The organism is Catenuloplanes nepalensis (assembly GCF_030811575.1).
GTDB lineage: Bacteria > Actinomycetota > Actinomycetes > Mycobacteriales > Micromonosporaceae > Catenuloplanes > Catenuloplanes nepalensis.
This window is the reverse complement of the sequence record NZ_JAUSRA010000001.1, coordinates 1,544,084-1,571,075: the sequence shown is the minus strand read 5'-3', so window position 1 is coordinate 1,571,075 and position 26,992 is coordinate 1,544,084. Positions and strand designations below refer to the sequence as shown.

Sequence of the window (26,992 nt, the reverse complement as noted above, 5' to 3'; positions counted from 1 at the left end):
CGTGACCGCACTGCCCGTCGTCCCGATCGCACCGGCCGCGCCCCGGCCGGACGCCGGCCTCGGCACGCTCAGCACGCCGCGCGGCAACCTGCCGCTCGACCGGCTGGACGTGCGGGCCAGGATCAGCGGACTCGTCGCCCGCACCGTCGTCACCACCGAGTTCGTCAACGCGTTCGACGAGCCGCTGGAGGCGACCTACGTCTTCCCGCTGCCGGACCGCGCGGCCGTGACCGGCATGACCATGACCGCGGACGACCGCACGATCGAGGCCGACCTGCGGGAACGCGGGGCGGCCCGCGAGGCCTACGACGCCGCGATCGCGGCCGGGCAGCGCGCCTCCATCGCGGAGGAGGAGCGGCCGGACGTGTTCACCATGCGCGTCGGCAACATCCTGCCCGGCGAGCGCGTCACCGTGACACTGTCACTGACCGGCCCGCTCGCCTGGGAGGACGACGCGGCCACCTTCCGGTTCCCGCTGGTCGTGGCGCCACGCTACGTCCCGGGCACGCCGCTGCCCGGCGAACAGGCCGGCGACGGGCGGGTCCGCGACACCGACGCGGTCCCGGACGCGTCCCGGATCACGCCGCCGGTGCTGCTGCCCGGCTTCCCGCACCCGCTGCGCCTGTCGATCGGCGTCGACCTCGACACGGCCGGGCTGCCGCTGAGCGAGGTGCGCTCCAGCCTGCACGCGGTCACCCAGGACGGCGGGCGGATCGAGATCCTGCCGGGCGAGCGCGCGGACCGGGACTTCATCCTGCGGCTCCCGTACTCCGGCTCCGGTTCCGGCGCGGTCTTCGTGCCCGACGCCGACGGGGGCACCTACCAGATGGTGGTTCTGCCTCCCGCGGCTGCCGGCGCGCCCCGGCCGAAGGACGTGGTGCTGCTGCTCGACCGGTCCGGGAGCATGCACGGCTGGAAGATGGTGACCGCGCGACGGGCCACCGCCCGGATCGTCGACACGCTCACCGCGGCGGACCGTTTCGCCGTGCTCACCTTCGACAACCACATCGACCGGCCGGCCTCGCTCGGCGACGGGCTGTCCGAGGCGACCGACCGCAACCGGTTCCGTGCGGTCGAATGGGTGGCCGGTGCGCAGGCCCGCGGTGGCACCGAGATCCTGGCCCCGTTGCAGGCCGGGCTGCGGCTGTTGTCCACATCGGAAGGCCGGGACCGCGTGCTGGTGCTGATCACGGACGGGCAGGTCGGCAACGAGGACCAGATCCTCGCGCACGCCGGCCCGCTCGCGTCCGGCGTGCGCGTCCACACGGTCGGCATCGACCGCGCGGTCAACGCCGGCTTCCTCGGCCGGCTGGCCGCCGCCGGCGCCGGCCGCTGCGAACTGGTCGAGAGCGAGGACCGCCTCGACGAGGCCATGGACCGCATCCACCGCCGCATCGCCGCCCCGCTGGTCACCGGCGTGACCGTGTCCGGCTTCCCGGCGCGCCGCCCGGAGTCGATCTTCCCGGGCGTACCGCTGGTGCTGTTCGAAAGGGCCTCCGGCGACGTGCCGTCGTCGCTGACCGTCCGCGGCCGCACCCGCGACGACGCGGAGTTCACGGTCGAGGTGCCGGTCCGGCGCAGCGACGAGACCGCGGTGACCGCGCAGTGGGCGCGGGCACGGCTGCGCGAGCTGGAGGACCGCTACACGATCGGCGAGGTCCACCTCGAACCGGAGATCGTGGCGACGTCGCTGCGGCACCGGGTGCTGTGCCGCTTCACGGCGTGGCTGGCCGTGGACACCCGGGTGGTCACCGAGGGCGGCACGACCCGCCGGGTGACGCAGCCGGTGGAGTCGCCGTCCGGCTGGGAGACGCCCGATGCGCTGGGTGCCGGACGTCCCGGCGGCGTGCATCCCGGCGGCATGCGTCCCGCCGGTTTGCGCCGGGCCGCCGGCGGCGGATTCCGCGCGACCGCGGCCGACGGCGGCTTCCGCACCGGCGGCGGCGGTTTCCGGGCCGGAGGCGCGGCCTCCTTCAGCGACGCACCGGCGTTCGGCGCTCCCCCGCCCGCACCGCCGGCTTCCGCACCCTCGCCCACGGAGTCGGCTCCGCCGGCTTACGCTCCCCCGCCGGCGTCCAGTGGCGGTGGGCCCGTCTCGCCGTCCCCGCGCCCGGCGGCTCCAGAATCGGCACCGGCCCCGAAGGCGACCCCGAGTCCGACTCCTCGTCCCGCCCCGAGGCCGGCCCCCCGCCCGGTTCCCAGCGCGTCTCCGAGCCCGGCGATGGCGCCGATGGTCTCCGCCGCCCGCGACGTGCGGCCCGAGCCTCGTGCGGAACTGGCCGCCTTCGCCCGCACCGAGGTCACCCGCCTCCGCGAGTCCGCCGAGCTGTCCATCATGGAGCGCCGTGACCTGCTCGACGACCTCGCGACCCGGCTGCACGCCGTCCTCACCGGCGTGCCCGAGTCCGAGGTCCGGCCCCTGGCCGAGTTGAAGCGCCTGCTCCTGAGCGGCCTCGGCGACCTGGCCACCCTCTGGTCCGAGTCGCTCCGCCTGCTGGACGCGTTCGTCGCCGACACCGGCGACACCGCGGGTGAGGGACCGCAGCCGAAGCGGCGCAAGCCGTTCTGGAAGTAGAGACGGAGACGGGCCCAGCCTCTCAGCCGGGCCCGTTCTGCTTACGACCAGGTCACTTCAGGTCGAAGCGGTCGTTGTCCATGACCTTGACCCAGGCCTTGACGAAGTCCTCGACGAACTTCTCGCGGGCGTCCTCGCTCGCGTAGACCTCGGCCAGCGCCCGCAGCTGCGAGTTGGAGCCGAAGATCAGGTCGACCGCGGTCGCGGTCCAGATGACCTTGTCGGTGGCGAGGTCGCGGATCTCGTACACGTGCTCGTCGGTCTCGGACGCCTTCCACCGCGTGCCCGGGGAGAGCAGGTTGGTGAAGAAGTCGTTGGTGAGCACGCCGGGGCGCGAGGTGAGCACGCCGTGCTGCGAGCCGCCGACGTTGTTGCCGAGCACGCGCAGGCCGCCGATCAGGGCGGTCATCTCCGGCGCGGTGACGTCGAGCATGTAGGCGCGGTCGACCAGCAGGATCTCCGGCTGGGTCTTCTCGCCCGGGCGCAGGTACTGGCGGAACGCGTCGGCGCGCGGCTCCAGGACCTTGAACGAGTTGACGTCGGTCTGCTCCTGCGAGGCGTCCGTGCGGCCCGGGTGGAACGGCACGGTCACCTGGACGTTCGCGTCGGCCGCGGCCTTCTCGATGGCGGCGCCACCGGCCAGCACGATCAGGTCGGCGAGCGAGATCTGCGCGCCACCGGCCGCGTTGAACTCGGCCTGGATGCCCTCCAGCTTCGTCAGCACCTCGGAGAGCTGCGCCGGCTGGTTGACCTCCCAGTTGCGCTGCGGCTCCAGGCGGATGCGGGCGCCGTTCGCACCGCCGCGCTTGTCGGTGGAGCGGAAGCTCGCGGCCGACGACCAGGCGGTGGAGATCAGCTGGGACACGGTCAGGCCGGAGTCCAGGATGATCTGCTTGAGGCCGGCGACGTCGGCGTCCGACACCAGCGGGCCGGACACGGCCGGCACCGGGTCCTGCCAGAGCTGGGCCTCGGGAACCCACGGGCCGAGGAAGCGGCTGACCGGGCCCATGTCCCGGTGCAGCAGCTTGTACCACGCCTTGGCGAACGCGAGCCGGAACTCCTCCGGGTGAGTCAGGAAGCGGCGGGAGATCTTCTCGTAGGCCGGGTCGACGCGCAGCGACAGGTCGGTCGTCAGCATCGTCGGCAGGTGCTTCCTGGCCGGGTCGTGCGCGTCCGGCACGATCGCCTCGGCGTTCTTGGCGACGTACTGCTTCGCGCCGGCCGGGCTGGTGGTCAGCTCCCACTCGTACCCGAAGAGGATCTCGAAGAAGCGGTTGGACCACTGCGTCGGCTTGTCGGTCCAGGTGACCTCCAGGCCGGACGTGATGGTGTCGCCGCCCTTGCCGGTGCCGTGCGTGTTCAGCCAGCCGAGGCCCTGCGCCTCCAGCGGCGCGGCCTCCGGCTCCGGGCCGATGTGGCCGTCCGCGGGCGCGGCGCCGTGCGTCTTGCCGAACGTGTGGCCGCCGGCGATGAGCGCGACGGTCTCCTCGTCGTTCATCGCCATCCGGGCGAACGTCTCCCGGATGAACTTCGCGGCGAGCAGCGGGTCGGCGCTGCCGCGCGGGCCCTCGGGGTTGACGTAGATGAGGCCCATCTCGGCCGCGCCGACGCCCTCGGGCAGCGCGTCGGTGGAGTAACGCTCGTCGCCGAGCCAGGTGTCCTCCGGGCCCCAGAAGATCTCCTCCGGCTCCCACACGTCGACGCGGCCGAAGCCGAAGCCGAACGTCTCGAAGCCCATCGACTCCAGCGCCACGTTGCCGCCGAGGACGAGCAGGTCGGCCCAGGAGATCTTCTGGCCGTACTTCTGCTTGACCGGCCAGAGCAGGCGGCGAGCCTTGTCCAGGTTGGCGTTGTCCGGCCAGCTGTTCAGCGGCGCGAACCGCTGCCCGCCGTCGCCGGCGCCACCGCGGCCGTCCTGGATGCGGTACGTGCCGGCGGCGTGCCAGCTCATCCGGATCATCAGGCCGCCGTAGTGGCCGAAGTCGGCCGGCCACCAGTCCTGCGAGGTGGTGAGCACCTCGGTGATGTCGCGCTTGATCGCCTCGACGTCGAGCTTGGCGAACTCCTTCGCGTACTCGAAGTTCTCGCCGAGCGGGTTGCCCTTGGAGGAGTGTGCGTGCAGCACCGACAGGTCGAGCTGGTTGGGCCACCAGTCACGGTTGGTGCGCGGGCGTCCGCCGGTCTTCGGGGTCGGCGAGTCGATCGCCGGGTTCTCGCTCTCGCTGCCGGTTGCGGTCACCGAGTCGTGCGCGACCGGGCAGCCGCCGGCCTTCGGGTCCTGAACGTCGCTCATCTGGTTCCTTCCACTGATGATGCAGAACAAAGAGGGCACGTGCCCCAGAACACGACCTCCGCCTCGTCGACCGCGAACCCGTGGTCGTCCGAGGCGGTGAGACAGGGGGCCTGACCGTGGACGCACTCGACGTCGACGATCGCGCCGCAGGAACGGCACACGAGGTGGTGGTGGTTGTCCGCCACCCGCGTCTCGTACCGCGCGGTCGCACCGGCGGGCTGGATGCGCCGGACCAGGCCGGCGTCCGTGAGCGCACGCAGGACATCGTAGATCGCCTGGTGGGAGACCATGGGCTGGTCCGCGCGCACCAGGGAGATCACGGTGTCGGTGTCGACGTGCGGGTGGTCCTGCAGCGCGGCGAGCACCGCCAGCCGGGGACGGGTCACGCGCAACGAGACCGCCCGCAGCCGCGCCGCGAGGTCGGACGTCACGCCGATGACCTTAGGCCACTAGTTTGGAATCATTCAAGTTTTCGGCGGGTGCGTCACTCGAGAATCGCGACGCGGCCCACTCGTCGAACCGGCGCAGCACCGCGGACCGGACACCCGGCGCGGACAGCGTCAGATCGTGCAGGGCGCCCGGAAAGCGGACGAGCGTGACGTGCTCCCCCAGGGCCGCGCCCCACCGCCGGATGTGCGCCACGTCCAGCACGATGTCGGTGCGGTGGATGTCCTCCCGCGGGCCGGACACCCAGTTGAACGAGCGGTCCGACGAGCCGACCAGCACCGGCATGCGCAGGCCCAGCCCGCGCCGGACCCGCCGGTGCGCGTCGCGGATCGCGGCCAGCCAGCCGAGCCGGATCGGGTGCCCGCGGGCCGGCTTCAGCGCCAGGTCGTAGGACCACTCGCCGCCCAGCGTGGCGTGCGTGGCCACCGCGAACGCGTCCGAGGTCGGGTGCGGCATCACGGCGTGCGGCGCGAACCGGGCGGCCACCGACACCGCGGCCATGGCAGGCCGGCGCAGCGCCCACGGCAGCGCGAAGTCCAGGAACGGGCTGTTCAGGAACAGTCCGCGGATCGCCGGGGACGGCCGGTCCGCGGCCCACAGCGACCCGATCAGCCCGCCGGTGGAATGCCCCCAGAGCACGATCTCGCGCACGCCGTCCGCGGTCAGGTGCGCGACGGCCGCGTCCAGCTCCGGGTAGTACTCCGTCAGCGACCGGCAGAAGTTCGGCGTCTGGTGCGGCAGCAGACTCCGCCCGTACCGCCGCACGTCGAGGCCGTAGACGCCCCAGCCGCCGGCGGCCAGATGATCGGCCACGTGCGTCTGGAAGAAGTAGTCGGCGAGCCCGCCGAGCATCAGCACGGCCCGCCGCCCGCCGCCGTGGTCCGGCCGGCGGCGCACCAGCGTCGCGATCAGCGCACCCTGCGCGTCCCGCCCACAGTCAAGGACGAACCGCTCATAGGGTACGCCGAGCAGGTCCGTGCCATCCGCTTCGAACACCGGACCCAGGCTACCGGCCGGACGGCACGATCGTCCCGTTCCGGACGGACGCCGCCACCCGGTCCAGGCGCGCGATGCCCTCCGACTCGTCCAGCCCGAGACGGTCACACAGCTCACGATGGCCCTCGACGAGCGCCTCGGTGATCTCCACCGGGTCGTCCGCGATCTCCACGGACAGCTCGTCCCACACCTGCAGCGCGTCCTCCATCAGCTCCAGCGCGGCCGTGGTCGCCGGGTACTGCAGCAGAATCTCCGCCTCCTCGGCCAGCCGGGCCCCGCCCTCCCACGCGTCGTCGTCCTCGGACGCCGCGTCGATCGCGGCCCGGAAGTCCTCCAGCCCGGCCGCCGCCGCGTCCGCGTCGAGCAGGCCGGCCTCGCCGAGCAGCCGCGCCGCGAACAGCCGGTCCCGCACCGCGGTGTCGACCACCAGCGCCGCGACCTGCCGGCCGGTCAGCCTGCGCAGCGCGGTCAGGTAGCGCGCCTGCTCCGGATCGGCCGTGTCCGGCCCCGGCGGCGTGGCCGAGGCCAGCAGCGGGAAACCGGCGCGGACCGCGGTGAGCGCGAGCGCGACCGCGTGCGCACACAGCCGTTCACCGGACCCGCAGTCACAGTCGCCGGCGATCTCGCCGTCGACGATGCCGACCCAGGTCTGCACCTCCGCGACCTCGGCCTGCACGCCGCCGCCGGAGGACTCCAGGTCGCCGACCGCGCCGTCCTCGACGAGCCGGTCGGCCGCGTCCGCGATCAGCGCCGGAACGGACTGCCGGAAAGCTTCGATGTCGATTCGTACCGCCACGGGCGATCACCCTACCGGCGCACCCGCCCCGGCCGGCACTGGCGAGGGCTTTGTACAGTTTCGCCTCCAGCGGAGTTCACCCGGCGGCTGAATTCCTCCGGCGGCTGAGTTCTTCCGACAACCGAGGAGCGGTATGTCAGGCAACGTCTACGGCAAGGGCGCGCTCGACCCCCGCCCACCGAAAACCGGCCTGTTCAACCGCGTGCACCCGGGCATCACCGCCGCCGTCGCGCTCGGCATGGTCGCGGCGTTCGCGCTCGGCTGGCTGGTGTGGCGCGGCGCCTCCGAGCCGGGCGAGCTGCGCGACATCAACGAGGCCGCGAACCAGCCCGCCGCACCGGTCGCGTCGACCCCGTCCGCCGCGCCGGCCTCCGAGGCTCCCGCGGAGCTGGCCACCGGCCCGCACCGGCTGGAGTCGCTGGCGTCGCCGAGCTCCATGATGTCCAACGTGGACGGTCTGGCCGTGATCACCGCGAACGCTCCCGCGCTGGAGGTCGTCGAGGGCCTCGCGGACCCGGCGTGCTTCTCGTTCCAGGACGGCGACCGCTTCATGCGGCACTCCGGTTACCGGCTGCGCTTCGACACCTCGGACGACTCCGACCTGTTCCGCCAGGACGCCACGTTCTGCCCCGAGGAGGGCGCCGAGCCCGGCACGGTCACGCTCCGCTCCGTCAACTACCCGGACCACGTCGTCCATCACCGCAACGTTGAGCTCTGGATCGACGAGTCCGACAACTCCGACGACTTCGCCGAGTCCAGCTCCTTCACCATCCACAGGGGATAACCGCCGACAGCGTTCGCACAGGCGATGCTCCCGCTTCCGGCGCGCCCCTACCCGCACGCTCCCGTGGGCACCGGCCCCATGCCACTCAGCCGATGCGGGCCCCGGCACCATGAGCCCGAAATAGACCGATAAAGCACCCAGGCCATCACCTGGCGACGCCGGGAATCCTTGACGACCTCGGCCCTGGCACCTGAGTGATCAATCAGTGGAGCAAAAGAGCGATCAACTTCCATTTTTGATCTACTTTTTGCTCCACTGATTGATCACTCAGGCCGCGGCGGTGGCGTCTCGCGGGCCGGCAGTCCGCGCCGGAAGGTGGAATGTGACGATATTTCCGGCACGCAACGCCGACTGCCGCGACCGGACTGGATCGCTCGCGCCCCCCGATCCGAAGGGCTGAGCAAACGCCGACTGCCGCGACCGGGCTGGATCGCTCGCGCTCCCGATCCGAAGGGCTGAGCAACAGAGGCGATCCGAAGGCTGAGCAACAGAGGCAGCCCGAAGCCTGGGCAACAGAGGCGGGTCCGAGGGCTGAGCAACAGAGGCAGCCCGAAGGCTGGGCAACAGAGGCGGGTCCGAGGGCTGGGCAACAGCGGGTGGGCTGGCGAGCACCGCGCGAACGTCGGCGGGGCTTTGTGAAAGCGCAGGCCGGAGTTGATGATCAACTTAAGCTAGGTGGCGTTGGGCACCGGTCGTCGCTGGCGCTCCTCTCTGCCGGTTCCCCGGCATGGCCCCCAAACCAAGCCCGACCTCGCGCGCCGACCGCAAACCCGATCTCGGTCTGGGTTGTGGTGGCCACGCCGGGTCCGGAAGGGAGGAGCGCCAGCGACGACCGGTGCCCGCGGGAGCATGCCCAGAGTGGCCACGCCGGAAGCGGGAAGATGAATTTCCGCCTTTCAGCTCTGGTCCGCCGGAGGATTCTGGTCCGCCGGAGGGTTCTGATCCGCCCGAGGGTTCTGATCTGCCGGGGGGTTCTGGTCCGCCCGAGGATTCTGATCCGCCCGAGGGTTCTGATCCGCCCGAGGATTCTGGTCCGTCTCGGGTTGGCGGAGCATGTCGTTCTCGATGTCGTCGAGGAGGTCGAGGGCGCGGCGCAGGGGTTCGCGGAGGCGGACGACGTCCTCGTGTTCGTGGGCGGGCGCGTCGGCGGTGGCGAGGAAACGGGCGGCCTCGTGGTCGCACTCGGCGAGCCGGGCGTCGATCGGGACGGCCGGGGCGCAGAGCTGGCGGAGCGTGGTGACGTGCGCGTCGATGCGCAGGGTGAGGCGGTCGCGGCGGATCGGTTTCGTGGTCATCAGCCAGTGCCACCAGCCGATCGTGAAGGTGAGCGTGGCGACGTAGTCGCGCAGCAGGCGGCGCTCGACCGCCAGCTGCGCCGCGTTCGCCGCCCACCAGGGTGCCAGTGGATGCACTTCTCAGCCCAGCTTCGAGATGGGGCGCAGGTCGAGCTCGATCCGGCCGGCCGGGTCGGTCATCGGCACCGGCCGTCCGATGTGGAATCCCTGGGCGAAGTCCACGCCGTAGCGGCGCAGCAGCGCGATGGTCTCCGCGTCCGGCACCTTCTCGGCGACGACCCGGATGCCGAGGTCGTGGCAGATCAGCGTGAGCCGTTCGACCAGTGCCCGGTCCGCGGGCGTGCGGGTCAGCCCGGTCACGAACCGGCCGTCGATCTTGACGAGGTCGATCGGGAGGGTGCGCAGATGCAGCAGGGACGCGTGCCCGGTGCCGAAGTCGTCCAGGGCCAGCTGCGCGCCGAGGGCCCGGATGCCGGTCGCGAACGCCAGCGCCTCGTTGCGGTTCTCGATCGCGGCGGTCTCGGTGATCTCGAAGGTGAGCCGCCCGGCCTCCACCCGGTGCCGGGTCAGCGCGCGGGTGACGTGGTCGAGCAGCCCGGGGTCGGCCAGCGACCGGCCGGACACGTTGATCTGGCAGTGTTCGTCGAGCGCGCCGCGGCCGATCAGCTTGATCGCGTGGTCGATCACCCAGCGGTCGACCGGAAGGATCTCGCCGACGCGCTCCGCGGTGTCCAGGAACGCCCACGGCGCGATCGGGTCGCCGGTGTCGCCGCGGAGCCGGAGCAGGATCTCGTGCCGGGTGACGCGGTTCAGGTCGAGGTCGAGGATCGGCTGCGCGGCGAGCGTGAACCGGTCACCGGCGACCGCGCCGCGCACGGCGGTGCGGCAGCGCCGCAGCCTGGCGGCCCGGCTGGCCGGGGTGGCCGCGATCTGGGCGACGTGGCCGGTGCGGCGGGCCTCGGCGGCGGCGTGCTCGGCGTCGGCGAGGAGTGCGAACCCGTCCGCGTCGGTGCCCTGCGCGAAGCAGGCCGCGCCGGCCCAGGCGTTGACCCGCACGCCGGAGAAGAGGTGGTTGCGGACCCGGTCGACGGCCGCGACCGCGACCCGTTCCGCCTCGGCCGGCGTGGTGGTGCCGCGCAGCAGCACGCCGAACAGGCCGGGTGCGGCCAGTCCGTGCGTCGCGTGCGGCGGGTTCGCGCCGGTCAGCAGCCGGCCGATCTCGGCGGCGAGCGCGTCCCGGTCGTCGTCGCCGAGGCCGGCCGTGCCCGGTTCGGCCGCGACCACGAAGACCATGCCGTCGCCGGCCCGCCGGGCGCGATCCACCTCGTCGATCAGGTATTCGCGGGTCGGCAGACCGGCGGCGGGGCCGGTGCGGAGCATCGCCTCCCGGGTGGCCAGCCGGGCCCGTTCGCGCCGGGCCAGTTCCGGCCCGGTGACGTCCTCGCAGGTGGCGACGATGCCGTTGGCCGGGACCTCGATGAGCGCGTGCAGGTACCGGGTGGTGCCGTCGGCGAGGCGGGCCCGGAACGTGACCTCGGCAGGCCGGGTCTGCGCCCAGGCGTCCTCGACCGCGGCGGTGACCGCGACCAGGTCGTCCGGGTGGATGCAGGACATCAGCACGGCCGGGGTGACCACGTCGTCGGGCGCGCCGGTGGACGCGTGCCGGGGCGCGGACGGGGTGCGGCCGAGCAGCTGGATCATGCCGGCCGACCAGGTCAGGCGCCCGGCGGGCCGGTCCCAGGCGATGAGGCCGAGGCCGGCGATGCGGGCCGCGTGGGTGATCCGGGCGACCTCGTCGTGCGGGGCGGCCAGCGGGTCGAGCAGGTCGGCGTCCGGTGTGGCCGCGTCCTGGCGGTGGTCGAGCAGCACCTGCCGGGCGACGCGGCGGAAGCGCGCCTGCTCCAGCGCGCTGGGGCGGTGGCCGGCGGCGCGCCGGAGCACGTCATCGAGTCGCATCGGCGGCACCTGCCAGTTCCTGGAGGCGGCGGCGCGCGTCGGACTTGTAGAACCGCACGCTGCTGTCCGCGAGCCCGAGCGTGCGGCCGATCTCCGGGTTGGAGAAGCCCTGCTCGGCGAGTTCGAAGACCTGGGCCTGGCGCGGCGGGAGCTGAGCCAGCCAGAACCGGCGCAGCTGCTCGGCCTCCCACGAGTCGGTGGTGGCGGCGGGCGCGCCGGGCATCTCCTCCGGCAGCGCGGTCTCCCGGCCGGCCTTGGCCCGCTCGCGACGCAGCACGTTGTGCGCGGTCTTGATCACCCAGCCGAGCGGCGCCTCGAACTCGCGGATCTGCGCCCACTTGCGGCGCGCGATCAGGTAGGCCTCGTGCAGCGCGCCGCGGACCAGGTCGGAGTGGTCGCCGCCGAGCCGCAGCACGGCCTCGGCGCGCGCGTAGGTCTCCTCGATCAGGGCGTTGCACTCCGCGTCATACCGCGCTTCGAGGTGCCCGGTCTCGTCCCATCGGGTGGCGTGATTCGACTGGCTCACGCCGCCCGCTCCCCCATCTCGATCATCGATCCCCCACAAGAAAGTCGTCCCCGTTCGCATATAACTCTCTGTGGGGCGCGGAATGTAGATGCCGTTCGGCGCGATTTCTTCGCCAAGATCTGCGATCACGTGCGTGAGCTGGGCTTTCGCCGAGAAACTCGTGCAACTACTTTCTGTGCATAATCCGCTCCCCGGTGTATATACATTGCTGTTGGTAGTCGCCGTGCGCACACACCGTTCCCATTTGCGGAACATGACTATCGTCGATGCAATGGACACACTGGACATGACGGATCCGCCACCGGCCGATCCCGAGGAGCCCACGCCACCCACGCCGCCGCCGACGCCGACCGACCCCGACTGGCCCCCGCCGCTCGACGACCCGCAGACGCCGGCGCCGCCGAAGCCCACGGACCCGGACTGGCCGCAGGAGCCGCCGGGCGTGTGAGCCGCGGCGCTGCGTTCTGGATCACGTCGCCGACCAGGAAGATCCTCGCCCGCCGGGCGTTGCTGACCGTGACCGAGTCGTCCGCGTCACTAACCGTGGCGCGGACTGTCAATTAAACCTACCAACGTTGTAGGTTTCTCGGCGTCACTGCCAGGAGCGGTCGCAGGCAGGAACAGCAGCTGGGAGGCGTGGAAGGCATGGCGCTCGTCGTACCGCCGGATGATTTCCTGGAGTGGCAGCGGGCGCGGCACGCGCGGCTGACGGCACCGCAGGGCAACCTCGCGCTGATCGAGACCCGGTGGGGCGCGGACGATCCGGACGCGGCCCTGGCGGGGCAGCGCGACACCGTGACCGCGACCCGGCTGCGCCGCACCGACCCGCTGACCGGTGAGACCGAGCGCGGCGTGCGCCTCTGGGACGCTGACTCCGCCGCCATCAACGCGTTCGACCACGTCGACCGCTTCGACTACGACCCGGCGTGGGTCCTCGAGGCCGCCTACACCGAGGTGCCGGGCGCCCGGAGGATCCCGTTCGAACACATCAAGGACAACGGGGGTACGCGTGAGCTGGCCGTCCCCGGCGACATCGCGCTGACGCTGGACGGCCGTGACTACACGCTGAGCGCGTTCGACGACGGCGGCACGCTGCTGCTGGTCTTCGCGGACGCGACCACCGGCGACGGCGTCTACGCCCCCGGCCGGTTCCTGTCCGTGCCGCGCGCACCCGGCGCGACCACGGTCACGCTGGACTTCAACCGCGCGTACGTGCCGCCGTGCGGCTTCTCCGCCCACTTCAACTGCCCCATGCCGCCGCCGCAGAACCGCCTGCACCTGCCGGTCGAGGCCGGCGAGAAGCTTCCCGTCTTCACCGACGGTTTCACCATCTACTAGGAGTTTCTGTGAAAAGGGCATGGACAGCCGTCGCGGCCGCCTCAGCACTGCTGCTGTCGGCCTGCGGTGGCGGCGGTGACGACACCCCGGTCGACAGCGCCGGCGCGACCATCAACATCGGCTCGGTCTACGAGCCGCAGAACCTGGACAACACCGCGGGCGGCGGCCAGGGCGTCACCGAGGCGCTCAACGGCAACGTCTACGAGGGGCTGTTCAAGCTCACCGACGCCGGTACGGTCGAGCCGCTGCTCGCCACCGCGCACACCGCGAGCGAGGACGGCCTGACCTACACGTTCACGCTGGCCGACGGCGTCACGTTCCACTCCGGGAAGGCGCTCACCTCGGCGGACGTCAAGGCCAGCATCGAGCGGGTCACGGCGGAGACGTCGAAGTCCGCGCGGAAGTCGAGCCTCGCGGTGGTCAAGGAGATCGCCACGCCGGACGACAGGACGGTCACGGTGACGCTGTCCGCGCCGTCGATCTCGTTCGTCTACAACCTCTCCTACGTCTGGATCGTGAACACGGCCGCGGGCGACCTGACCACGACCGCGGACGGCACCGGGCCGTACAAGCTCGGCGAGTGGAAGCGTGGCGCGACGCTGTCGCTGACCCGCAACGACGCCTACTGGGGCACGAAGGCGAAGAACGCGGGCGCGGTCTTCCACTACTTCACGGACGCGACCGCGCTGAACAACGCGCTGCTCACCAACGCGATCGACGTCGTGACCAGCGAACAGTCCCCGGACGCGCTGGCACAGTTCGAGAACAACCCCGCTTATAAGATCAACGAGGGTACGTCGACGACCAAGCTGCTGCTGGCGTTCAACGACCGGGTCGCGCCGTTCGACAAGGTGCAGGTGCGCAAGGCGGTCAGCGCCGCGATCGACAACGCGAAGCTGCTCAACTCGATCTGGGGCGAGTACGGCGCGCTGATCGGCTCGATGGTCCCGCCCGGCGACCCCTGGTACGAGGACCTGACCGCGGTCAACGCCTACGACGTCGAGGCCGCCAAGCGCCTGCTGGCCGAGGGCGGCCAGCCGAACGGCTTCACGTTCACGCTGGACACGCCGAACTACGACCCGCACCCGACCGCGGCCACGTTCATCAAGAGCGAGCTCGCCAAGATCGGCGTCACCGTCGAGATCAACACGATCACGTCCGACGAGTGGTACACGAAGGTCTACCAGGAGCGCGACTTCCAGGCCACGATGCAGGAGCACGTCAACGACCGCGACGTCGTCTGGTACGGCAACCCCGACTTCTACTGGGGCTACTCGAACGCGACCGTGACCGACCTGGTCAAGCAGGCCGAGGCCGCGAAGACCGAGGCCGCGCAGTCCGACCTGCTCAAGCAGGCCAACAAGATCATCGCGGAGGAGGCGGCCAGCGACTGGCTCTACCTCTACCCGCAGATCGTGGTCGCGTCCTCCGCGCTCTCGGGCTACCCGCTCAACGGCCGCAACTCCCAGTTCTTCGTGTACGACATCGTGAAGAGCTAGTGACCGCATACCTCGTCCGCCGGACAGCGCTACTGCTGGCAAGCCTCGCGCTCGCCAGCGTGGCGCTGTTCGCGCTGCTCCGCCTGCTGCCGGGCGACCCGGTCAACGCGCTGCTGTCCGTGGGCGCCACGGACGCGCAGATCGAGGCCGCCCGGCGCTCGCTCGGCACAGACAGGCCGGCCGGCGCGCAGTTCCTCTCCTGGCTCGGCGACGTCGTCACGCTCGACCTGGGCAGCTCGCTGATCAGCCGGCTGCCGGTCGGGCCGGAGATCGCCGCCCGGCTGCCGGTCACCGTGCCGCTCACGCTCGCCGGGTTCGTCCTCGCCGTGCTCATCGCGGTCCCGGTCGGATTCCTCGCCGCCTACCGCGCGGAGAAGTGGGACGGGCCGATCCTCAACGGCGTCGCGCAGCTCGGGCTCGCCGTACCCGCGTTCTGGCTCGGTCTGCTGCTCGTCACGGTCTTCGCCCTGAACCTGCGCGCGCTCCCGGCCGGCGGCTTCCCGCCCGCCGGCTGGTCCGACCCCGGCGCGGCCGTGACCGCGCTGGTGCTGCCGGTGATCACGATCGCGCTGGTCATGTCGGCGTCCCTGATCCGCTACGTACGCGCGGCCACGCTCGACGTGCTCGGCAGCGACTTCCTGCGCACCGCCCGCGCGCTCGGCTCCTCACTGCCCGCCGCGATGTGGCGGCACGGCCTGCGCAACGCGGCCGCACCGGTCATCGCGGTCCTCGCGATCGAGCTGGCCACCACGTTCCTCGGCGCGGTCGTGATCGAGAGCGTGTTCGCGCTGCCCGGCCTCGGCTCCATGCTCACCCGCGCGATCGCCCAGCGCGACTACCCGGTCATCCAGGGCGTCATGCTGGTCAGCACGTTCGCGGTACTGGCCGTCGGCTTCCTCGGCGACATCGCCCAGCGCGTCGCCGACCCGCGACTGCTGCGAGGCCACCGGTGAGACGCCTGCATCTGACTCTCGGCCTCGTGCTGGCCGGTGTGATCGGCGGCGCGGTGCTGCTGTCCTACCTCTGGCTGCCCTTCGCCCCGGACGACACCACCGGCGGACGCCTGACCCCGCCCGGCGGCGACCACTGGCTCGGCACCGACAAGCTCGGCCGCGACCTGTTCACCCAGCTGCTGATCGGCGGCCGGATCGCGCTCGGCACCGCGCTCGGCGCGGTCACGGTCGGCGGCCCGCTCGGCGTCCTCTTCGGACTCCTGGCCGGCTTCGCGTCCCGCTGGCTCGACGACGCGGTCGCGGTCACGCTCGACATCCTGATCGCGTTCCCCACGCTGCTGCTCGCCATGCTCATCGTGGCCGGCTTCGGCGCGTCGCTCGGCGCGGCCGTGCTCGCGATCGGCCTGGCCATGGCCGCGATCGTCGCGCGGCTCACCCGCATCCTGGTCAAGCAGGTGCTGTCCCGCGACTACATCACCGCGGCACGCATCTCCGGCCTGTCGTGGCCGCGCATCGTGCTCACCCACGTGCTGCCGAACATCTGGCCGGTCGTGCTGGTCAACCTCGCGCTCCAGGCCGGGCTCGCGGTCCTGGCCGAGGCGTCGCTGTCCTACCTCGGCCTCGGCACCCCACCGCCGAACGCGTCCTGGGGCCGCCTGCTCTTCGAGGCCCAGGCCACCGTGCTCACCGCCCCGACCGCCGCGATCGCGCCCGGCGTGGCCCTGGTCGCCCTGGTCATCGGCATCAACCTGACCGCCGACGGCCTCCGCGACCTCGCCGACCCCACCCGCCGGAGATCCCGATGACCACGCCGGCGCTCCCCGCCGGCCCCCTGGCGGAGGTCGCGACGTCGCCGGCCGCCGCCCGAAACCCGGGCCGCTCACGCGGCCGGACCGATCGGAGGTCACGATGACCGCCCTGCTGTCGGTCGCCGGCCTGACCATCCGCGACGGCGCCCGCGAACTCGTCCACGACGTGTCGTTCGACGTCGCGCCGGGCGCCCGCATCGGCCTGATCGGCGAGTCAGGCTCGGGCAAGTCACTGACCGCGCTCGCGGTCACCGGCCTGCTCCCGCCCGGCCTGACCGCGACCGGCTCCGCAGTCCTCGACGGCTCCGCACGCGACACGGCGGCCGATCCCGCCGCCCGCGGCGTGGTGCAGGACTCCGTGGAACACGGCCTGGCGGGCGATCCTGCCGCACACGGCACAGCGGGCGACCCAGCCGCACACGGCCTGGTGGGCGGCATCGCCGCACGCGGCACGACGGAGGATCCCGCGGGACGCGGTGGGGCGGCGGTTGACATGGTCGTCGCGCCGGAGCGGCAGCGGATCCGGGCCCGGGGTGGCGTCGCGGCCGTGGTGTTCCAGGAGCCGCTGACCGCGCTGGATCCGCTGATGCGCGTGGGGAAGCAGATCGCGGAACCGTTGCGGCGCTGGCGGAGGCTGCGCGGGGCGGCGCTCGACGCGGCCGTCGCCGCCGCGCTCGACGAGGTGCGGCTGCCCGCGGACGCGGCCCGGTCGTTCCCGCACGAGCTGTCCGGCGGGCAGCGGCAGCGGGTGGCGATCGCGATGGCGCTGGCCTGCCGGCCGCGGCTACTGATCGCGGACGAGCCGACCACCGCGCTGGACGTGACCGTCCAGGCCGAGATCCTCGATCTGCTCGACGGCCTGGTCCGCGACCGGGGCATGGCCCTGCTGTTCATCACGCACGACCTGCCGGTCGCGGCCCGGATCGCCGACCACCTGCTGGTACTGCGCGACGGCCGGGTGGTCGAGTCCGGCCCGGCCGCGTCCGTGATCGGCTCGCCCTCGCACGAGTACACGCGCACGCTGGTCGCGGGCGCCCGCCGCTTCGACGCGGCCCTCGACCTCGCGGCGCCACCCGCCATACCGCTCTCCGCCGGCGAAGACGGCACCCCGGCCGTCGGCTCCGGTCCCGCACCACGATCCGCCGCGAGCGACGGCGCTCCGGCGGCCGGCTCCGACCCCACACCACCATCCGCCACGAGCGACGGCACTCCAGCCGCCGGCTCCGACCCCGCACCACGATCCGGCGCGGGCGACCGCACTACGGCCGCCGGTTCCGGTCCCACACCACGATCCGCCGCGAGCGACGGCACTCCAGCCGCCGGCTCCGATCCCGCGCCACCATCCGCCGCGAGCAACGGCACTCCGGCGGCCGGTCCCGGGCGCGCCGGGGCTGGGCCGCTCACTTCCGCCGGTGACGAGATTCGGAAGAGCAGTGACGGGAACGCGCATGACTGAGCCGATCATCGAGGCTGCCTCCGTCGGCTTCGCCTACCGGGCCGGGGTTCCGGCGCTGGCCGACGTGTCGCTGGCTGTCCATGCTGGACGGAGTGTCGCGCTGGTCGGTGAGTCCGGGGCCGGGAAGACCACGCTGCTGCGGTTGCTGCTCGGGCTGGCCCGGCCGACCGCCGGGGAGATCCGGTTCGACGGGGCGCCGTTGCACCGCGGGCGGTTGCGTGAATATCGGCGCAGCGTGCAGACCGTGTTCCAGGATCCGTATTCCTCGCTCGACCCGCGGCAGCGCGTCGACCGGATCGTGGCGGAGCCGTTGCGCGGGCTGGGTGTGGCCGCCGGCCGGGCCGAGCGCGACCGCCGGGTCGCGGAGGCGCTGGACTCGGTCGGGCTGCCCGCGGACGCCGCGACCCGCTACCCGCACGAGTTCTCCGGCGGGCAGCGGCAGCGGATCGCGATCGCCCGCGCCATCGTCTGCCACCCGCGTGTGCTGCTGGCCGACGAGCCGGTCAGCGCGCTCGATCTGACCACCCGAGTGAAGATCATCGACCTGCTGGCCGAGCTGCGCGCCACCCGCGACCTGACGCTGCTGCTGGTCTCGCACGACCTCGGCGTGGTCGCCACGCTCTGCGCGCACACCGCCGTCCTGGAACGCGGCCGTATCGTCGAACAGGGCGACACCGCGGCCGTGCTCGGTGCACCATCTCATCCGTACACCCGGAAGCTTCTGGGCAGTGTGCCGCGGCTGCCCTGACCGGCGTGCTGGTCGGTGTAGCCGCGGACAGGTCCGGGCACTCTGTGCCCGATATCTCGGTATGAGTCCGCCGCAGCGTCAAGTCGCCGGCCCTGCTGCCCACGGCGCCGGCGGGCCGACTGCGCTGGGTTGTTCAGCGCGCAGCGCGCCGACAGCGCCGGCCTGCAGACGTCGAGCCGAGCCCGCCCTTCGCGGCGAAAGCCCGTGCTCCGCAACGGAGAGCCCAATCCTCGCCGCCAAACCCGCGCATCGCCGCGAAGCCGTATACACGGCGAAGCCGCGTCTCTGGGGTTTGTGCCGTGCCGGGACCGGCAGGGAGGAGCGCCAGCGACGACCGGTGCCCGCGGGAGCATGCCCAGAGCGCCCACGCCGGAAGCGGGAAAGTGGTCTCGATTTTCGCCGTTGACGTGGGCGGTGAACTGGTCGTGGAGGGTTTCGTCAGGCTGTCCGGTGGACGGAGAGCACGCCGGGCAGGCCGCTGACCTCGTTGACGAGGCGGTCGTACATGCCGGGGGTGGTGTAGCTGACGTCGAACCAGAGGGTGTCGGCCGGCATGCAGCCGATCGTGGCGACGGTGTCGCCGCGGTCGGAGTTGCCGCGCCAGGCCGGGCTGCCGCCGGTGCGGCCGATCGCGGCCTGGAGCAGGTTGCGTTCGTCCTGGGTGGAGCGTGGGTCGACGATGACGCGGGCGTCCCTGCTGCGCCGGATCTCGGCGGCGGTGAGCGGCGGCGGGGTGCCGTCCGGGTCGCACGTGCCGTCGCCGCCGGTGAACGCCATGACGGTGGCGCCGGTCACGATGACGGCGGCGGCGCCGAGCAGGACCCGGTGGTGCCGCGTGATCAGCGCGCGCACCCGGGGCAGCGGGAACGGCGGCACCAGCGCCGCCAGCAGCAGCGCACCGGCGGTGAGCAGCATCAGCAGCAGCGTCGGGAACGCGGAGACGTCGTAGAACAGCGGCCGCCAGAACGGCTGGACCGGTGGCGCGGCCGGGTCCGGCCGCCACCACATGCGCACCGCCTCGGTCATGAACAGCAGCACGCCGAGCAGCGGGAAGGCGTAGGCGAGCAGCAGCAGCGCGACCGCGCCCCCGGCGCGCTCGGTGCGCCGGCTGACCCAGCCGAAGAGCAGGAAGCCGACGAGCGCGCCGATCGGGGCACCGGCGGGCGCGGCCCACCACACCCGGTCCGGCGTGGCGCGGCTGAGCGAGTAGTGGGCGCCGCCGTCCGAGTCGTACCAGGGGACGCCCGCGTGGTGCCAGATCTCGTACTGCAGGACCAGGCCGTCGCGCTGCGCCCAGAACCGGTGGCCGCCGTACTCGGTGGCGGCGATCGGGTGCACGGCCCATCCGGCGGCGGCGAGCCGGTCGTGCGCGCCGGCCGTGTAGTCGGCGACCGCCCGGGTGGCCTCGGTGTGCTCGCCGATGACGTAGTCGACGTAGCCGTGCACGAGCCCGGCCTCGGCATCCGGCTCGCCCACGAAGTCGGGCACGTCGCCGCCGCCGTAGACGCGGATGCCGGGGAAGACCGTGTTGCCGATCTCGGCGGCCCGTTCGCCGTCCGGCAGCGGCGGCACGAATCTCCATGCCAGCTGGGTGGCGAGCACCGCGACGGTGAACGCGCCGAGCAGCATCGCCACCATCGCGAACGGCACGACCAGGTGGTTGCCGGGCCGGCCCAGCCGGGCGCGCGCGCCGTGCCACAGGATGTCCGCGGCCTCCCGCATGCCCAGTCGCTCCCCGGACTCCGCCAGCGTGTCGAGCAGTTCCTCGCGGCGCTGCCCGGGTGGGAACGCCAGCGCGGCGAGCCGGTGCCCCAGCGGCGGCGTCACCAGGCGATCCGGTGCGCCGAGGCCGGGCCGAGCCCGAGCCGGCGCCGGACGGCGAGCTGTGCGGTGGCGGCCTCGGCGGCGCGGCGCAGGCGCTCGCTCTCCGCCTCCAGCGCGGCCTCGCCGTCGCCGGTGAGCCGGTAGTAGCGCCGGTTGCGCCCGCCGACCACCTCGTCCCGGTCGACCGCGATCAGCCCGTCGGCGGCCAGCCGGTCCAGCGCGCCGTAGAGCGTGCCGGCCAGGAGCCGGACCTTGCCGTCGGAGAGTCGCTGCACCTCCTGGATGACGCCGTATCCATGCCGGGGCGCGTCGGCGAGCGCGGAGAGGATCCACAGCGTGGCTTCGTGCATGCGGCCAATATAAAGACCCTCTGACCATCAGGGCAAGAAGATATTCAAAGACTCTGACTATGGCCGGATCGGTGCGCTGCTCCGGCCCTCGGCGCGCCCGGTCATCTCCGCGTCGAACGTCTCCTGCGCGACCCGCATCACCTCGGCGTAGACGGGATCCCGCAGCCGCCGCCACATCTCGTCCTCGGACACCTCCTCGATCTGCGCGACGACCCACCAGATGTTCCCGAACGGGTCCCGGACGCGGCCGCCGCGACGCCCGAACGCGTCGTTCGCCGGCGGTGTGACCACGCGGGCGCCGGCCGCCACCGCGCGGGTCACGGCCGCGTCCGCGTCCGGCACGAACACGCGCAGCAGGCTCGGCATGACCGGCCACTCGGGGCTGCGGTCGAACGCGAGCACGACCGTGTCGCCGACCCGGATCTCGCCGTGACCGATCGCGCCGGCCTCCGTGCGTACCCGGGCGAGTTCCTCGCCGTCGAAGACGGTCGTGACGAAGTCCAGAAAGGCGCCGGTGTCGTCCGTGACGACCCAGGGCGCGACCGTGGTGTACATGCCGCCGACGCTAGTCGGGCCGGCGGCCGGTTTCTGTCCGCTACCGGCGGGGCAGGATGGACCGATGAGCGGAACCACGATCATCAGCGTCGCACTGGCGCTCCTGACGGTGCTGGTCGCGTTCGGCGCGGTCGCGGCCGGCCGGCCCGCCGCGCGACGGCTGCTCGAGGCGGAACGCGGCCGGAACGCGCTCGCCTGGCTGCTCGCCCGGGTCTCACCGAGCCTGCTCGTGATCACGGCCGGGGCGCTGCTGGTCGCGACGCTGCTCAACGTGTTCCTGGAGATCCTGGACGCGGTGCTGGAGGGCGACGACCTGACCGTGATCGACCGGCCCGCCGTCGCCTGGATCGCGGAGCAGCGCGAGGCCTGGCGGGACACGCTGGTGATCAGCCTGACCGACATCGGCGGGAAGATAGGGCTCACGCTGCTGCTCGCCGCGGCCGCGATCACGGTGACGGTCCGGCTGCGCGCGGTGCGTCCCGCGTTGATCGCGGCACTGGCCGGCGGCGGCGGCGCGCTGCTGGTCACCGGCATCAAGGCGCTGATCGCGCGGGACCGGCCCGACCCGCTGCTGCGCGCCATCGTGGAAAACGGTTTCTCGTTCCCGTCCGGGCACGCCACCACGTCCCTGGTCGTGCTCGGCACCGTCGCCTGGCTGGTCTCCATGGCCACCGCGTCGCACACCGCCCGCGCGACCGCGTGGGTCGCCGCCGGGCTGCTCGCCGGCGGGATCGGCCTGTCCCGGATCTACCTCGGCGTGCACTACCCCACGGACGTGCTGGCCGGCTGGATCCTCGGCTCCGCGTGGCTGGCCACGGTCGCGCTCGCGGACCGGCTCCCCGGCCTGCGGTTACGGCTGGACGGCCCGGCACCGCTGGCCCGCTATCCACGCACGGTGACCACCGTCACCGTCCTGCTGGCCTTCGCGCTGATCCTCGCCGCGGTCTGGTTCATGGCGTCCGTGGAGGACTGATCCGCAGGACGCCGGTCCGCGGAGGACTGAGGAGTTCCCTGCCACGCAACGTGACGGCCGTCTGGTGCTCAGCTCGCGCCGCTACGGTGACCGCCATGTGGCGTCGCCTGTTCACGTGGGGCCGGTCCGACGGGCACCGGCCACCGGCCGCTCACGCGGACGCCACCGCCGAGCGCGGCGCGCAGCTCGGCCGGGAGGGCCGCTGGTCGGCCGCGTCCGCCGTCACCGCCGAGGCCGTCGAGATGTACCGGCGGCTGGCCCCCACCGACGACGAGACCCGCGACCGGATGGCCGGCACGCTGGTCAACCTCGGCCAGTGGCTGGCACAGGAGGAGCGCTTCGCCGAGGCCGCGGACGCCGACGTCGAAGCGGTCGCGATCCTCCGCGAGCTCGCACCCCGCTCCGCCCGGGCCCGCCGCGGCCTGGCCGCCGCCGCGAACAACGCCAGCGCCCACCTCAGCCAGGCCAGCCGCTGGCCGGCCGCGGTCGAGCTGGGCCGGGAGACGGTCGCACTGATGCGCGGCCTCGACGAGGAGGAGCCGGGCACGTTCCGGGCCGACGTCGCGCACGCCTGCCTCGACCTCGGCACCCGCCTGGACGGGCTCGGCCTCGACAGGGAGAGCCTGGACGCGAAACGCGAGGCCGTCACCCGATTCACCGACCTCGCCCGTGACGCGTCGTCACACCAGCCGGATCTGGCCCGCGCCTGGACCACGCTCGCCCCCACCGCGGCCCGCCTCGGCCTGCGCGACGAGGCGATCGCGGCGGCCCGGCACGCCATCGCCTGCTACCGGGCACTCGGCGACGTGGACGGTCTGGCCCGCAACCTCGCGAACCTGGCCACGTTCCTCCGCGACGCCGGCCGCCGCGCCGAGGCCTACGCCGCGGTCGACGAGTCCATCACCCGCTACCGCAGCCACTCCGGCATGACCTCGTCCGACGCCGCACGCCTGCAACAACTGCTCCGGCTGCGCGCCGAACTGGCCGACTTCTGATCAGCGATATCGCCGGTCACCTTTCGAACTTCCCCCTCACGTCGAGGCGGGCCGAGCCGTCGCCCGGCGAGCTGCGCACCACCGGCATGTTCGGCTTCTTCGCGCTGCGCGGCTCCGAGGGCAACCTGGGTGCCGCAACAACCACAACATCACAACCCGATAACCCCAACACGCAGAGTCACGGGTACGTGGGGGAGCTCCCCCGCGTACCCCACCGGATTGCCTTGTTCTTGTAGGGTCTGCCCGGCCGGTACATCGATGAGACCCGGCTACCGTTCGATCACACTCGGTGATGGAGGACATGTGGGTAGACGCTGGCTGCCGATCCTGGGGGCGCTCACGCTCCTCGCGGGATGCTCGCTTCCCGCCGACGACGAGGCCGAGACGCCGTCACTGGAAGCACCGGGCACGGTGCTCACCACGGTGACGCCGACCCGCCAGGACCTCAGCAACACCATCAGCCTGACCGGCAAGGTCACCATCGACCCGGTCTTCGGCGTCGCCGCACCCATCGACGGCGAGATCCGCTACCTCGACCGGCAACCCACGACCGAGCCGACCACCGCCGACATGTGGGTGGCCAGCGTCTGGAACAACGGCGAACCCACCGAGATCAACATCCCGCCCGGGTCGATCCTGGCCGGACGGCTGCTCGACGACGGCGCGCGGGTCACCGCCGGCATGCCGGTCGTCTCCGTCAAACACGCGGGGTACGGGATCGTCGCGGACATCACCACGGAGCACGCGTACCGGCTCTCCGCCTCCGTCGACTCCGTCAAGGCGCAGATCAAGAACGGCCCCGGCCCGTTCGACTGCAAGCCGCGCGGCGCCATCTCCGCGCTCCCAGCCGGCACCATCCCGGACGCGCCGCAACCCGAGACCACCGGCACCCCGCTGCCGGAACAGGAAGCGCCCGGACAGACCGGCTCCGAGGCCACCGGCCTCCGGCTCGTCTGCACCGCACCCAAGGACGTCAAGCTCATCAACGGCGTCGAGGTGACGCTCGAGATGGTCACCGGCAAGGCCACGAACGTGCTCGTCCTCCCGGTCGAGGCGGTCGCGGGCAGCCAGGGCAAGGGCAAGGTCGACATCGTCGACGGCGAGCAGCAACGCCGTACCGTCGACGTGACCCTGGGCCTGACCGACGGCAAGGTCATCGAGATCAAGTCCGGGCTCAAGGGCGACGAGAAGATCGCCATCCCCGGCCCGAACCTGCCCGACGCGGAACAGCTCGCTCCCGACCCGGGCGGCGTCCCCGGAGTCATCCCGGGGACGGTCGGATGAGCGCGCTGATCGAACTGACCGGCGTCACCAAGACCCTCAAGGGCCAGGAGCAGAAGCGCACCATCCTGCACGGCGTCGACCTGCGCGTCGACGCCGGCGACAGCCTCGCCATCGTCGGCCGGTCCGGCTCCGGCAAGAGCACGCTGCTCAGCATCGTCGGCCTGTTCGACCGGCCCGACGACGGCAGCTACCAACTCGACGGCCGCGAGATCAACCGCCTGCCGGAACGCAAGGCCGCGAAACTGCGCAGCTCCCACTTCGGCTTCGTGTTCCAGCGCTTCTTCCTGCTCAAACACCTCACCGCCGCGCAGAACGTGGCGATGGCCCTGGTCAACGGCCAGGGCTGGCTCTCCCGCCGCGAACGCCGCCGCCGCGTCATCGGCGCCCTCGACCAGGTCGGCATCGCCCACCTGGCCAAGAACCGGCCCGCCAAGATGTCCGGCGGCGAACAGCAACGCGTCGCCATCGCCCGCGCGCTCGTCCGCGAACCCCGCATCCTGCTCGCCGACGAGCCCACCGGCGCCCTCGACACCGAGACCGGCACCGCGGTCATCGACACCCTGCTCGGCGCCACCCGGCAGGGCTGCGCGCTCATCCTCGTCACCCACGACCGCGACCACGCCGCCCGGATGAACCGCATCTGCGACCTCACCGACGGAGTCCTCACCGAACGGGCCCGCGCATGATGCGCCTCGCCGGCCGGAACCGGTCCGCGCTCATCATCGGCCTGCAGGGCATCCGCGCCCGCAAACTCCGCACGCTGCTCTCCATGGTCAGCCTGTTCCTCGGCATCCTCGCGGTCGTCGCGGTCCAGGCCGGTGCCAGCATCGCCGAACGCGCGCTGCTCTCCGACATCGAGCTGACCAGTGGGTACGACGGGACCCGCATCGCCGACCTCTACGGGGGCCCGGCCGGCACCGTCGACACCGTCGCCGACACCGTCGCCGGCCGCACCGACGCGGTCGCCCTGGTCCAGGCGCAGGCCACCATCGGCGAGTCCGGCGTCAGCCCGATCCAGCCCGGCCCGAGCGGCACCTACGAGGACGCCAAGACCGAGGGCCCGGCCGACTTCTGCAACCAGACCACCCCGAACCAGGTCTGCCCGCCCATCGGCCGCGCGATCTCGGTGCAGCTCAACGCGCTCACCGGCGACGTCCGCACGTTCCGGCCGTACCAGCACGTGAGCGGCGAATGGCTGACCTTCGACACCGTGCCGTCCCTCTCCCCGCGCATCGTCCTCAACAAGGAGGCCGCGCTCGGCTTCAGCCGCTACCCGGTCCCGGCCGCGCTGCGCATCGAGGGCGGCACCGGCGGCAGCGTCACCCCACAGTTCATCGGCGTCATCGACGACGGCATGGGCTGGCCCCAGGCCTACGTCCGCATGGACGAACTGACCGAATGGACGTCGACGGACACCGCCGGCATCCAGGTACTGCTCGCCGGGCAGACCCCCGTCGAGCAGGTGCTGTCGTCCAAACTGCGGGCCAAGGGCATGGAGTTCGCGCCGTACGAGGTCCAGTCCCGCAAGGACTTCCAGGAACAGATCGGCCTGATGCGCCTGCTGTTCCTGGGCCTGTCGGCCTTCGTCCTGCTGATCGGCGTCGCCGGCGTACTCAACGTGGGCCTGGCGACCGTGGGCGAACGGGTGGAGGAGTTCGCGCTGCGGCGCGCGGTGGGAACCCCCCGATCGTTGCTGGCCGGGATCGTGCTGGCGGAGACGTTGCTGACCGGCCTGCTCACCGCCGCGGCGGCGATCGGATTCGCGGCGGGGGCGTTGAAGGTGGCTACGAGCGTGATGGGCTCTTCCGATCCGTTCTTCGCGGGGCTGACGTTCCCCTGGGAGGCGGCCGTGGCGGGGATCATCGCCGGGATCGTCGCGGGGGTGCTGGGTGGGTTCATTCCCGCTCTGCGGGCAGCCCGGATTCCTATTGCCACGGTGATGCGGGCGTAGCCCTCCGGTGTTCTTTGGCGTGGGGGCGGGCGCCTCACTCCGGGCGGTCAGCTTGATCCCGCCCGCCCCCACACCCCGGTTTCGGTGGCCGCGTCGGGTCGCTTCGTTCACCGAGGGTCATTCAGCGCGCTGCGCCCCGACGGCGCTGACCTGCGGCAACCCGGCGTGAGGTCGCCGCGCCGAATAGCCTCACTGTCGTTAGTCTCCGGTACAAGGCACATCGAGGGTTATTCACCGCGCTGCGCCTTGACGGCGCTGAACTGCGGCAACGCGGCGTGAGGTCGCCGCGCTGAATAAGCCTCATCGTCGATTGCTTTTCAGAACCTGCGGTCGCGCAAAACCAGTGCCCTGCCGAATCGAGACGTGAGCCCGAATATCCGTTGCACCGTGGCCCACCGAAACCGACAAAGCGCCCCAGCCGCAGCCCTGCGAAACGGGACCGCCGAGCGAAGGAAAGCCCGGCGCTCGCGGGGATCGTCGGCGGGGCGCGGCGCGGGGCTCATGTCCGAAATATCATCAGAAAGGCGGCGACGGCAGGCCGCCCTTAACGATCACGTGTCGCAAATCGTTGTTATCCGGCGCTCTTAAC

General features: G+C 72.3%; 24 protein-coding genes. 14 read left to right on the top strand and 10 right to left on the bottom strand.

Translation table 11 applies throughout. The features are described 5' to 3' along the window. Position 1: 1 nt before the first annotated feature. Positions 2–2,575 (top strand): VIT domain-containing protein, encoded by a 2,574-nt coding sequence (locus J2S43_RS06500; protein ID WP_306827681.1) that lies wholly within the window; start codon positions 2–4, stop codon positions 2,573–2,575. Positions 2,576–2,627: 52 nt separating this feature from the next. On the opposite strand, the gene katG is transcribed toward J2S43_RS06500, so the two are convergent. Genes katG through J2S43_RS06480 form a run of 4 tightly spaced genes read right to left on the bottom strand, consistent with a single transcriptional unit; the run spans position 2,628 to position 7,107 of the window. Next, on the bottom strand, positions 2,628–4,868 hold the full coding sequence (katG, locus tag J2S43_RS06495) for a catalase/peroxidase HPI (RefSeq protein WP_306827680.1): 2,241 nt from the start codon (positions 4,866–4,868) through the stop codon (positions 2,628–2,630). Next, on the bottom strand, positions 4,865–5,299 hold the full coding sequence (locus J2S43_RS06490) for a Fur family transcriptional regulator (protein WP_306827678.1): 435 nt from the start codon (positions 5,297–5,299) through the stop codon (positions 4,865–4,867). The genes katG and J2S43_RS06490 overlap by 4 nt, the downstream gene beginning before the upstream one ends. Positions 5,300–5,309: 10 nt before the next feature. Further along, positions 5,310–6,311 carry an alpha/beta hydrolase gene (locus tag J2S43_RS06485; RefSeq protein ID WP_306827677.1) on the bottom strand — a complete coding sequence of 334 codons (1,002 nt, stop codon included), beginning with the start codon at positions 6,309–6,311 and terminating at the stop codon, positions 5,310–5,312. A gap of 10 nt (positions 6,312–6,321) precedes the next feature. Beyond that, a complete protein-coding gene (locus J2S43_RS06480) occupies positions 6,322–7,107 on the bottom strand; it encodes a hypothetical protein (RefSeq protein ID WP_306827676.1) in 786 nt (261 codons plus the stop codon). Positions 7,108–7,240: 133 nt separating this feature from the next. Here J2S43_RS06480 and J2S43_RS06475 point away from each other — a divergent pair, with 133 nt between their 5' ends. Next, entirely contained in the window at positions 7,241–7,891 is a 651-nt protein-coding gene (locus J2S43_RS06475) for an AbfB domain-containing protein (protein WP_306827675.1), read from the top strand. An 896-nt stretch (positions 7,892–8,787) separates the two neighbouring features. Here the strand turns inward: J2S43_RS06475 and J2S43_RS06470 are convergent. The 3 genes from J2S43_RS06470 to J2S43_RS06460 are packed head-to-tail and all read right to left on the bottom strand — an operon-like array spanning position 8,788 to position 11,668. Continuing rightward, positions 8,788–9,303 (bottom strand): hypothetical protein, encoded by a 516-nt coding sequence (locus tag J2S43_RS06470; protein ID WP_306827674.1) that lies wholly within the window; start codon positions 9,301–9,303, stop codon positions 8,788–8,790. A gap of 3 nt (positions 9,304–9,306) precedes the next feature. After that, positions 9,307–11,142, bottom strand: coding sequence for an EAL domain-containing protein (locus tag J2S43_RS06465; protein ID WP_306827673.1), 1,836 nt, complete (start codon positions 11,140–11,142; stop codon positions 9,307–9,309). Beyond that, positions 11,129–11,668 (bottom strand): RNA polymerase sigma factor, encoded by a 540-nt coding sequence (locus J2S43_RS06460; protein ID WP_306827672.1) that lies wholly within the window; start codon positions 11,666–11,668, stop codon positions 11,129–11,131. Before J2S43_RS06460 ends, J2S43_RS06465 begins: the two co-directional genes overlap by 14 nt. Positions 11,669–11,939: 271 nt before the next feature. On the opposite strand from J2S43_RS06460, the gene J2S43_RS06455 reads away from it, so the two are divergent. From J2S43_RS06455 to J2S43_RS06425, 7 genes are all read left to right on the top strand, one after another. Beyond that, the gene (locus J2S43_RS06455; protein WP_306827671.1) at positions 11,940–12,116 is read left to right on the top strand and encodes a hypothetical protein; all 177 of its coding nucleotides are present in this window, start codon (positions 11,940–11,942) and stop codon (positions 12,114–12,116) included. A gap of 197 nt (positions 12,117–12,313) precedes the next feature. Further along, on the top strand, positions 12,314–13,006 hold the full coding sequence (locus J2S43_RS06450) for a DUF1684 domain-containing protein (RefSeq protein ID WP_306827670.1): 693 nt from the start codon (positions 12,314–12,316) through the stop codon (positions 13,004–13,006). 8 nt (positions 13,007–13,014) lie between these two features. Further along, entirely contained in the window at positions 13,015–14,505 is a 1,491-nt protein-coding gene (locus tag J2S43_RS06445; RefSeq protein ID WP_306827669.1) for an ABC transporter substrate-binding protein, read from the top strand. Further along, the gene (locus J2S43_RS06440) at positions 14,505–15,458 is read left to right on the top strand and encodes an ABC transporter permease (RefSeq protein WP_306827668.1); all 954 of its coding nucleotides are present in this window, start codon (positions 14,505–14,507) and stop codon (positions 15,456–15,458) included. The genes J2S43_RS06445 and J2S43_RS06440 overlap by 1 nt, the downstream gene beginning before the upstream one ends. After that, the gene (locus J2S43_RS06435; RefSeq protein ID WP_306827666.1) at positions 15,455–16,264 is read left to right on the top strand and encodes an ABC transporter permease; all 810 of its coding nucleotides are present in this window, start codon (positions 15,455–15,457) and stop codon (positions 16,262–16,264) included. The genes J2S43_RS06440 and J2S43_RS06435 overlap by 4 nt, the downstream gene beginning before the upstream one ends. Positions 16,265–16,367: 103 nt before the next feature. After that, positions 16,368–17,723 carry an ATP-binding cassette domain-containing protein gene (locus J2S43_RS06430; protein ID WP_306827665.1) on the top strand — a complete coding sequence of 452 codons (1,356 nt, stop codon included), beginning with the start codon at positions 16,368–16,370 and terminating at the stop codon, positions 17,721–17,723. Continuing rightward, entirely contained in the window at positions 17,716–18,471 is a 756-nt protein-coding gene (locus J2S43_RS06425) for an ATP-binding cassette domain-containing protein (RefSeq protein WP_306827663.1), read from the top strand. The genes J2S43_RS06430 and J2S43_RS06425 overlap by 8 nt, the downstream gene beginning before the upstream one ends. A 438-nt stretch (positions 18,472–18,909) precedes the next feature. Here J2S43_RS06425 and J2S43_RS06420 read toward each other — a convergent pair whose 3' ends face one another. The 3 genes from J2S43_RS06420 to J2S43_RS06410 are packed head-to-tail and all read right to left on the bottom strand — an operon-like array spanning position 18,910 to position 21,200. Continuing rightward, the gene (locus J2S43_RS06420; protein ID WP_306827662.1) at positions 18,910–20,298 is read right to left on the bottom strand and encodes a hypothetical protein; all 1,389 of its coding nucleotides are present in this window, start codon (positions 20,296–20,298) and stop codon (positions 18,910–18,912) included. After that, on the bottom strand, positions 20,295–20,645 hold the full coding sequence (locus tag J2S43_RS06415; RefSeq protein WP_306827661.1) for a PadR family transcriptional regulator: 351 nt from the start codon (positions 20,643–20,645) through the stop codon (positions 20,295–20,297). The genes J2S43_RS06420 and J2S43_RS06415 overlap by 4 nt, the downstream gene beginning before the upstream one ends. 57 nt (positions 20,646–20,702) lie before the next feature. Continuing rightward, positions 20,703–21,200 (bottom strand): VOC family protein, encoded by a 498-nt coding sequence (locus J2S43_RS06410; RefSeq protein ID WP_306827660.1) that lies wholly within the window; start codon positions 21,198–21,200, stop codon positions 20,703–20,705. Positions 21,201–21,264: 64 nt separating this feature from the next. On the opposite strand from J2S43_RS06410, the gene J2S43_RS06405 reads away from it, so the two are divergent. The 5 genes from J2S43_RS06405 (at position 21,265) to J2S43_RS06385 (ending at position 26,403) form a co-directional block, all read left to right on the top strand. After that, positions 21,265–22,173, top strand: a complete 909-nt coding sequence (locus J2S43_RS06405) for a phosphatase PAP2 family protein (protein WP_306827659.1) — start codon at positions 21,265–21,267, stop codon at positions 22,171–22,173. A gap of 95 nt (positions 22,174–22,268) precedes the next feature. Continuing rightward, positions 22,269–23,168, top strand: coding sequence for a tetratricopeptide repeat protein (locus J2S43_RS06400; RefSeq protein WP_306827658.1), 900 nt, complete (start codon positions 22,269–22,271; stop codon positions 23,166–23,168). Between the two features lie 303 nt (positions 23,169–23,471). After that, the gene (locus J2S43_RS06395; RefSeq protein ID WP_306827657.1) at positions 23,472–24,452 is read left to right on the top strand and encodes an efflux RND transporter periplasmic adaptor subunit; all 981 of its coding nucleotides are present in this window, start codon (positions 23,472–23,474) and stop codon (positions 24,450–24,452) included. After that, entirely contained in the window at positions 24,449–25,138 is a 690-nt protein-coding gene (locus J2S43_RS06390) for an ABC transporter ATP-binding protein (RefSeq protein WP_306827656.1), read from the top strand. Before J2S43_RS06395 ends, J2S43_RS06390 begins: the two co-directional genes overlap by 4 nt. Further along, positions 25,135–26,403 (top strand): ABC transporter permease, encoded by a 1,269-nt coding sequence (locus J2S43_RS06385; RefSeq protein WP_306827655.1) that lies wholly within the window; start codon positions 25,135–25,137, stop codon positions 26,401–26,403. Before J2S43_RS06390 ends, J2S43_RS06385 begins: the two co-directional genes overlap by 4 nt. Positions 26,404–26,992 lie beyond the last annotated feature (589 nt).

What these genes read in the sequence shown, in the direction of transcription:
- J2S43_RS06390 (WP_306827656.1), top strand. Translation starts at nt 24,449, where the DNA reads ATGAGCGCGCTGATCGAACTGACCGGCGTCACCAAGACCCTCAAGGGC.
- J2S43_RS06430 (WP_306827665.1), top strand. Translation starts at nt 16,368, where the DNA reads ATGACCGCCCTGCTGTCGGTCGCCGGCCTGACCATCCGCGACGGCGCC.
- J2S43_RS06385 (WP_306827655.1), top strand. Translation starts at nt 25,135, where the DNA reads ATGATGCGCCTCGCCGGCCGGAACCGGTCCGCGCTCATCATCGGCCTG.
- J2S43_RS06415 (WP_306827661.1), bottom strand. Translation starts at nt 20,645, where the DNA reads ATGCACGAAGCCACGCTGTGGATCCTCTCCGCGCTCGCCGACGCGCCC.
- J2S43_RS06400 (WP_306827658.1), top strand. Translation starts at nt 22,269, where the DNA reads ATGTGGCGTCGCCTGTTCACGTGGGGCCGGTCCGACGGGCACCGGCCA.
- J2S43_RS06410 (WP_306827660.1), bottom strand. Translation starts at nt 21,200, where the DNA reads ATGTACACCACGGTCGCGCCCTGGGTCGTCACGGACGACACCGGCGCC.
- katG (WP_306827680.1), bottom strand. Translation starts at nt 4,868, where the DNA reads ATGAGCGACGTTCAGGACCCGAAGGCCGGCGGCTGCCCGGTCGCGCAC.
- J2S43_RS06455 (WP_306827671.1), top strand. Translation starts at nt 11,940, where the DNA reads ATGGACACACTGGACATGACGGATCCGCCACCGGCCGATCCCGAGGAG.
- J2S43_RS06405 (WP_306827659.1), top strand. Translation starts at nt 21,265, where the DNA reads ATGAGCGGAACCACGATCATCAGCGTCGCACTGGCGCTCCTGACGGTG.
- J2S43_RS06475 (WP_306827675.1), top strand. Translation starts at nt 7,241, where the DNA reads ATGTCAGGCAACGTCTACGGCAAGGGCGCGCTCGACCCCCGCCCACCG.
- J2S43_RS06450 (WP_306827670.1), top strand. Translation starts at nt 12,314, where the DNA reads ATGGCGCTCGTCGTACCGCCGGATGATTTCCTGGAGTGGCAGCGGGCG.
- J2S43_RS06465 (WP_306827673.1), bottom strand. Translation starts at nt 11,142, where the DNA reads ATGCGACTCGATGACGTGCTCCGGCGCGCCGCCGGCCACCGCCCCAGC.
- J2S43_RS06425 (WP_306827663.1), top strand. Translation starts at nt 17,716, where the DNA reads ATGACTGAGCCGATCATCGAGGCTGCCTCCGTCGGCTTCGCCTACCGG.